The sequence below is a fragment of the Saonia flava genome, assembly GCF_011927795.1.
Lineage (GTDB): Bacteria > Bacteroidota > Bacteroidia > Flavobacteriales > Flavobacteriaceae > Saonia > Saonia flava.
In genome coordinates, this window is record NZ_JAATJJ010000002.1 from 939,539 (window position 1) to 947,233 (window position 7,695).

Consider the following 7,695-nt stretch of genomic DNA (forward strand, 5'->3'; position numbering starts at 1 on the left):
AAAAGGCGCTCGCACATTACTCCCAACTAGTCATTTACACATTATAAACTTATATTTGTATCTATAAAATATATTTGGACACCTATGGATTTTACACTTTCAGAAGAACAATTAATGATTCAGCAAGCAGCAAGGGATTTTGCTCAGAACGAATTGCTTCCAGGAGTAGTTGAAAGAGATGATGCGCAAAAATTCCCAGCGGAACAAGTAAAAAAAATGGCTGAATTAGGTTTTCTTGGAATGATGGTAAAACCAGAATATGGTGGAAGCGGGTTGGACACACTTTCTTATGTTCTGGTTATGGAAGAACTTTCCAAAGTTGAAGCAGGTGCCTCTGTTATTGTGTCTGTAAACAACTCTCTAGTTTGTTGGGGTTTGGAAACTTATGGAAACGAAAAACAAAAACAAAAATACCTTACCCCTTTAGCCACTGGCGAGGTCATCGGAGCTTTTTGTCTCTCGGAACCAGAAGCTGGCAGTGATGCTACTTCACAGAAAACCACTGCCATAGACAAAGGAGATCATTATATATTAAACGGTACGAAAAATTGGATTACCAACGGCAGCAGCGCGTCCACTTACCTTGTAATCGCCCAAACCGATATTGAAAAAGGACATCGAGGTATAAATACTTTAATTGTTGAAAAAGGAATGCCCGGTTTTGAAATTGGACCAAAAGAGAATAAATTAGGAATTAGATCTAGTGATACACATTCGCTTATTTTTAATGATGTAAAAGTTCCCAAAGAAAATAGAATTGGGGATGATGGCTTTGGTTTTAAGTTTGCAATGAAGACGTTATCCGGAGGTAGAATAGGAATTGCTGCGCAGGCCCTAGGCATAGCGACCGGAGCATATGAATTGGCGCTAAAATACTCAAAACAACGAAAAGCCTTTGGTACAGAAATTAGCAATCACCAGGCCATTGCTTTTAAATTAGCTGACATGCACACCCATATTGAAGCCGCCAGGCATTTGGTATACAAGGCGGCTTGGGATAAAGACCAAGGCAATAACTATGATCTTTCCAGTGCCATGGCAAAATTGTATGCCTCGCAGGTAGCCATGGAAGCAACAGTGGAAGCAGTACAAATACATGGAGGCAATGGTTTTGTAAAGGACTACCATGTAGAGAGAATGATGCGAGATGCCAAAATAACACAGATTTATGAAGGCACTTCCGAAATTCAGAAAATTGTGATTTCGAGGAGTATTTTAAAAAATTAGATTCTTACCCTTAAACAATAGGGGGTAATTTATTAACATTCATCCATTTCAATTATACGGAGACTTAATTTAAGGGTTGTTTAGCATCAAACACACAATAAAATGATTAAGACCCTCATGAATAAGGGGTGAAAACCTATAATACACCCCTATTTTATCATAATCACAAATTAACCTTACCAAAAAGACGACATTATATATTTTTTAACGATTTATTCCAAACGCTTCTTTTTTTGTTACATTCTATTTGAAGGACTATAAATAATACATAGAAAATGATAAATTTGAAGAAATACCATAATATATGAAGTTGATAAAACAAGGGTTGTATTCACCAGAATTTGAGCATGATAACTGTGGCGCTGGTTTCATTTGTAGTCTTAAAGGTGAAAAATCCAACGATATTATCCATAAGGCATTGGAAATATTAGAGAAACTGGAGCATAGGGGCGCTGTAAGTTCTGATGGAAAAACAGGTGATGGTGCAGGGATTCTTATAGATATCCCCCACGACTTCTTTAAAGAAGAGTGTAGTTTTGACCTCCCCAATCCTGGTTCTTATGCTGTGGCCAATGTTTTTCTTCCACAAAAGGAAAATCAAAGAGATTATTGTATTTCAATTTTTGAAGATAATATTAAGAAGCAGGGGCTAAAATTATTGGGTTGGAGAAATGTCCCGGTCAATAAATCGGTGCCTGGAAGAATAGCAGCTGAAACAGAGCCATTTGTAAAACAAGTTTTTATTGGTACAGAAGAGAAAAACATGAAGTCATTTGATTTCAATTTAAAACTTTTTATTGCCCGAAAGGTATCCGAACATACTATCAATGCTTCCAAATTATCAGAAAGTAAATTCTTTTATCTGCCAAGTTTATCAACAAAAATTATAATCTTCAAAGGGCTTTTAATGCCTTTGGACATTAAACTATATTATAAAGACTTAATGGATTCTAGGGTTGTTACAAGATTAGCTCTTGTACACCAGCGCTTTTCTACGAACACCTTCCCTACTTGGGATTTAGCACAACCTTTTAGATATATGTGCCACAATGGCGAAATTAACACCCTTAGAGGAAACGTTTCCAGAATGCGCTCAAGAGAAGGCCTTTTGGAAAGTGATTGGTTCGGTGATGAGATAAAAAATGTACTCCCAATAGTTCTTCCAGGAAAATCTGACTCTGCATCCATGGACATGGTGGTAGAATTATTATTGATGACAGGTCGTTCCTTGCCTGAAGTTATGATGATGTTAGTGCCAGAAGCTTGGGAAAAGAATACCGAAATGTCCGAGGCCAAAAAAGCATTTTATGAATATAACTCATGTTTAATGGAGCCATGGGATGGACCAGCATCTATCCCTTTTACCGATGGTAATTATATTGGTGCTGTTTTAGATAGGAACGGTCTTCGACCATCTAGATATTCTGTTACCAAAGACGGGTATGTAATTATGTCTTCTGAAACTGGGGTCGTGGACTTAAAGCCAGAAAATATAGAATTCCATGGTAGGCTAGAGCCTGGAAAAATGTTCTTGGTGAACATGGAAGAAGGGAGAATTGTTAACGATGAAGAGATAAAAGAGGAAATAGCACAACGTCATCCATACAAAAAATGGTTGAGCGCTAATTTGGTTCATTTACGAGACATTCCATACAATGATTGCCCTCTATTCTTGGGAGAAGAATCAGTAGAGAAAAGAAAGGCAGTGTTTGGCTATACATTAGAAGACATCAACACTATTATTCTTCCCATGAGTAAAAGCGCCAAAGAACCTATAGGGTCAATGGGGTCGGATACGCCTATTGCCGTATTATCGGAGCGCCCCCAATTAATTTATAATTATTTTAAGCAATTGTTCGCTCAGGTGACCAATCCTCCATTGGATGGTATTCGTGAAGAATTGATTACAGACATAAGTCTTACCTTAGGTACAGACCGCAATATTTTTGACATTACAGAACAACATTGTAGAAAATTAAAAATCCAAAATCCAGTGATATCAAAGGAGGATTTGGACAAAATAAAGAACTATGATGCCAGTCCAGATTACAAGGTAGTATCCATTCCTATACTATATGATATTGAGAAAGGACATAATGGCCTAGAAGAAGCACTGGATTTAGTCTTAGAACAAGCTTCTAACGCCATAGATGATGATGCCAATATTATTATCTTATCAGATAGGTCTGTATCTAAAGAAAAAGCTCCCATTCCGGCTTTGTTAGCATGTGCTTATGTAAATAGTGGATTGCAAATTTTAGGAAAACGTTCCAAATTGAGCATCATTATAGAATCCGCTGAGCCAAGGGAAGTACATCATTTTGCTCTATTATTTGGTTTTGGTGCCAGTGCCATCAATCCATATATGGTTAATGAAATTATTGCTGAACAAATTGAGGAAAATGATATTACTGATGTAACCTTTGACGAAGCAGTATACAATTACAATAAGGGAATTGGTAAGGGAATCCTTAAGGTGATGAACAAAATTGGCATATCTACTTTAAATTCTTATAGAGGTTCACAATTATTTGAATGCATAGGTATCAATACCAAAACGGTAGACAAATATTTCCCAAATACACCCACAAGAATCCAGGGTATTGGATTATATGAAATTGAAAAAGAAATAGCCAAAAGACATAAAAAAGCTTTTCAAGAACAAGAAGTAGCTGCCAATTTAGATTTAGAAATAGGTGGGGCGTATAGATGGAGAAGAGACGGTGAAAAGCATTTGTTCAATCCATTGACCATTGCAAAACTTCAAAAGGCTGTTCGTAGCAATGAGCCGGAAACCTATAAGGAATATGCGAAAATGATAAACGAGCAATCCAAAAGTCTAATGACCATAAGAGGATTGTTCGAGTTTTCCAATTATGACCCTATTCCTATTGATGAGGTAGAACCATGGACAGAAATTGTAAAACGATTTAAAACAGGTGCAATGTCCTATGGTTCCATTAGCAAGGAAGCCCATGAGAATTTGGCTATAGCTATGAATCGTATAGGAGGAAAGAGCAATTCCGGTGAGGGCGGTGAGGATGCTGAAAGGTTTTACAAAAACCAAACCGGTGATTGGAAAAACAGTGCCATTAAGCAAGTTGCATCAGGGAGATTTGGGGTGACGTCAAATTATTTGACCAACGCACAAGAAATACAAATTAAAATGGCGCAGGGGGCAAAACCTGGAGAAGGTGGACAATTACCAGGGCCTAAAGTAAATCCCTCAATTGCCAAAACAAGAAATTCAACTCCATATGTGGGCTTAATTTCACCACCACCACATCATGACATCTATTCTATTGAAGATCTTTCACAGTTGATTTTTGATTTAAAGTCAGCTAACAGAAAAGCCAGAATTAATGTAAAACTTGTTTCTGAAGTAGGTGTAGGTACTGTGGCCGCAGGTGTTGCAAAAGCAAAGGCAGATGTCATCCTAATATCTGGCCATGATGGTGGAACTGGGGCATCTCCCTTAACTTCATTAAAACATGCCGGACTTCCATGGGAACTGGGAATTGCAGAAGCGCAACAAACGCTTGTACTAAATGACCTAAGAAACCGAATAGTATTGGAATGTGATGGACAGTTAAAAACAGGGAGAGATGTTGCCATAGCTTGTTTGTTGGGAGCAGAAGAGTTCGGTTTTGCCACAGCACCATTGGTCGCCTCAGGCTGTATCATGATGCGTGTCTGCCACTTAAATACATGCCCAGTGGGAATTGCAACACAGAACCCTGAGCTTAGAAAGAAGTTCAAAGGCAAACCGGAACATGTAGTAAACTACATGTATTTTGTTGCTCAGGAACTTCGTGAAATTATGGCTCAATTAGGTTTTAGAACTTTGACTGAAATGGTTGGGCAAGTACAAAAATTAGATCGCAAAAAAGCTTTAGAACATTACAAAGCGGCGGGAATAGATTTATCCCCTATTTTATACCAAATAGACGTGCCCGCAGGAACAAAGTTGCACAATACTCAAAAGCAAAAACATGATATTGTCAACTCCATTGAGTTCGATATTATTGATAAAGCCCATCTTGCCTTATTTAGAAAGGAAAAAACAACATTAGACTATCCAATTGTAAATACAGATAGAGCTGTTGGTGCAATTATCAGTAATGAAATATCAAAAATTTATGGTGCAGAAGGGCTACCAGACAACACACTGAAATTAAATTTCACTGGTTCTGCAGGACAAAGTTTTGGTGCTTTTGCTACCAAAGGTTTAACTATGGTAGTTAACGGGAATACAAATGACTATCTGGGCAAAGGGCTTTCAGGGGCAAAAATCATTATTAAAGTTCCGGACAAGTCTACTCTTAAACCAGAAGAAAATGTTATTACCGGAAATGTTACACTTTACGGAGCAACTGCTGGAGAAGTGTATATCAATGGTAAAGCCGGGGAACGTTTTTGTGTGCGAAATTCTGGAGCAAAAGCTGTAGTAGAAGGAATTGGTGACCATGGATGTGAATATATGACAGGCGGAATCGCCGTAATCCTTGGAGCAGTTGGAAGGAACTTTGGTGCTGGTATGAGTGGTGGAATCGCTTATATTTTTAATGAAGCAGGTACTTTTGAGAAAAATTGCAATACAGAAGCATTGAATCTTTTACCAGTTGATGAAGACAATGATATTGTACAACTTAGAGAATTAATTGAAAACCATTATAATGCAACACTAAGCCCATTGGCACAGCGAATACTCGAAAATTGGGAATCATATTTACCAAAATTCATTAAAGTATTACCAGAGGAGTATAGACAGGCATTGATAAGAATGGAACAGGAAAAATTGGAAACTATATAGGCATATCATGGGAAAGACAACAGGATTTATGGAGTTCGAAAGAAAGAATGAAAAATATGCTCCGGTTGAAGAGCGTGTTAAACATTATAAAGAATTTACACTTCCATTAAAGGAAAAAGAGTTGAAAGATCAAGGAGCCCGTTGTATGGACTGTGGCATTCCTTTTTGCCATAGTGGATGTCCTTTGGGAAATTTAATTCCAGATTTTAATGATGCTGTATATCGTGGAAAATGGGAAAAAGCAACTCAAATATTGCACTCAACTAATAATTTCCCTGAATTTACAGGAAGATTGTGCCCTGCTCCCTGTGAAGAAGCATGTGTTTTAGGAATCAATGAAGATCCTGTTACCATAGAAAATATTGAAAAAAATATTGTTGAGACCGCCTTTAAAAAAGGCTGGGTTATTGCTGAACCACCAACTATTCGCACTGAAAAAACCGTAGCAGTTATCGGTTCCGGTCCTGCAGGATTGGCAGCCGCCCAACAATTAAATAGAGTAGGTCATACAGTTACCGTTTTTGAGCGAGATGAAAAAATTGGCGGACTACTCCGATTTGGCATTCCAGATTTTAAAATGGAAAAACATATTATTGATCGTCGTTTGGATGTTTTGAAAGAAGAAGGAATCACTTTTAAAACAGGCATAAATGTCGGGGTGGACATAAAAGCAGAAGAACTTCAAAATCAATTTGATGCAATTGTTCTTTGTGGTGGTGCCACAGTACGGAGAAGCCTCCCAATTCCTGGATCTGATTTAAAAGGAGTGCATCAGGCAATGGACTTCTTACCTCAAAATAATAGAAGAATAAGTGGCACTAAAAACTTTGACAATGAAATTCATGCTAAGGGCAAAAATGTAATTGTTATTGGAGGTGGTGATACTGGTTCAGATTGTATTGGCACATCCATACGACATGGAGCAACATCTGTGACAAATTTTGAGATAATGCCAAAAGGCACTCCAGAAAGACCTATAGACCAACCTTGGCCGTTTTGGCCTATGAGACTCAAAACAAGTACGTCCCATAAAGAAGGGGCAGAACGTTTCTTTAGCATCAACACGAAAGAGTTTGTTGGGGATAAAGATGGTAATCTAAAGGGTCTAAAAACCATTGAAGTAGAATGGATTAAAATTCCTGGCCAACGTCCTCAACTTAAAGAAGTTGAGGGAACTCTAAAAGAATGGAAATGTGAATTGGCATTAATGGCTCTTGGATTTACAGGCTCCGAAACTACCATTGCCGATCAATTGGGGCTAGAAATGGATCCACGTACCAATATTAAAGCTTCCATTAAAGATTATAAGACTAATATACCTGGGGTTTTTGCTGCAGGTGATCAAAGAAGAGGACAATCTTTAATAGTTTGGGCAATCTCCGAAGGTAGAGAAGCGGCTCATCATGTTGATGCTTTTCTAATGGGCAGCTCTAACCTACCTTTAAAGGGGGATGGCGATTTACCAAGAGTTTAATAAACTAATTTAAACTATATCAAAAAGCCACCTTAATTAAGGTGGCTTTTTGATTTTAGCTATATATTTTCCCTTCTAATCATAGTATAGTGCATAAAAAAAGCCCCTTACATGTGTAAGGGGCTTTCAAGAAAGGCGGCGGCCTACTCTCCCACCCTTGTGGGGCAGTACCATCGGCGCA

General features: G+C 38.0%; 3 protein-coding genes. All 3 read left to right on the top strand.

Annotated elements, in window-relative coordinates:
- The first annotated feature begins 84 nt into the window (after nt 1-84).
- The 3 genes from GGR42_RS16400 to GGR42_RS16410 all read left to right on the top strand — a co-directional run bounded on the left by GGR42_RS16400 (nt 85) and on the right by GGR42_RS16410 (nt 7,514).
- A complete protein-coding gene (locus GGR42_RS16400; protein WP_167966354.1) occupies nt 85-1,227 on the top strand; it encodes an acyl-CoA dehydrogenase in 1,143 nt (380 codons plus the stop codon).
- Nucleotides 1,228-1,531: 304 nt separating this feature from the next.
- A complete protein-coding gene (gene gltB, locus GGR42_RS16405) occupies nt 1,532-6,040 on the top strand; it encodes a glutamate synthase large subunit (RefSeq protein ID WP_167966356.1) in 4,509 nt (1,502 codons plus the stop codon).
- 7 nt (nt 6,041-6,047) lie between these two features.
- Nucleotides 6,048-7,514, top strand: a complete 1,467-nt coding sequence (locus GGR42_RS16410) for a glutamate synthase subunit beta (protein WP_167966358.1) — start codon at nt 6,048-6,050, stop codon at nt 7,512-7,514.
- Nucleotides 7,515-7,695: the final 181 nt, after the last annotated feature.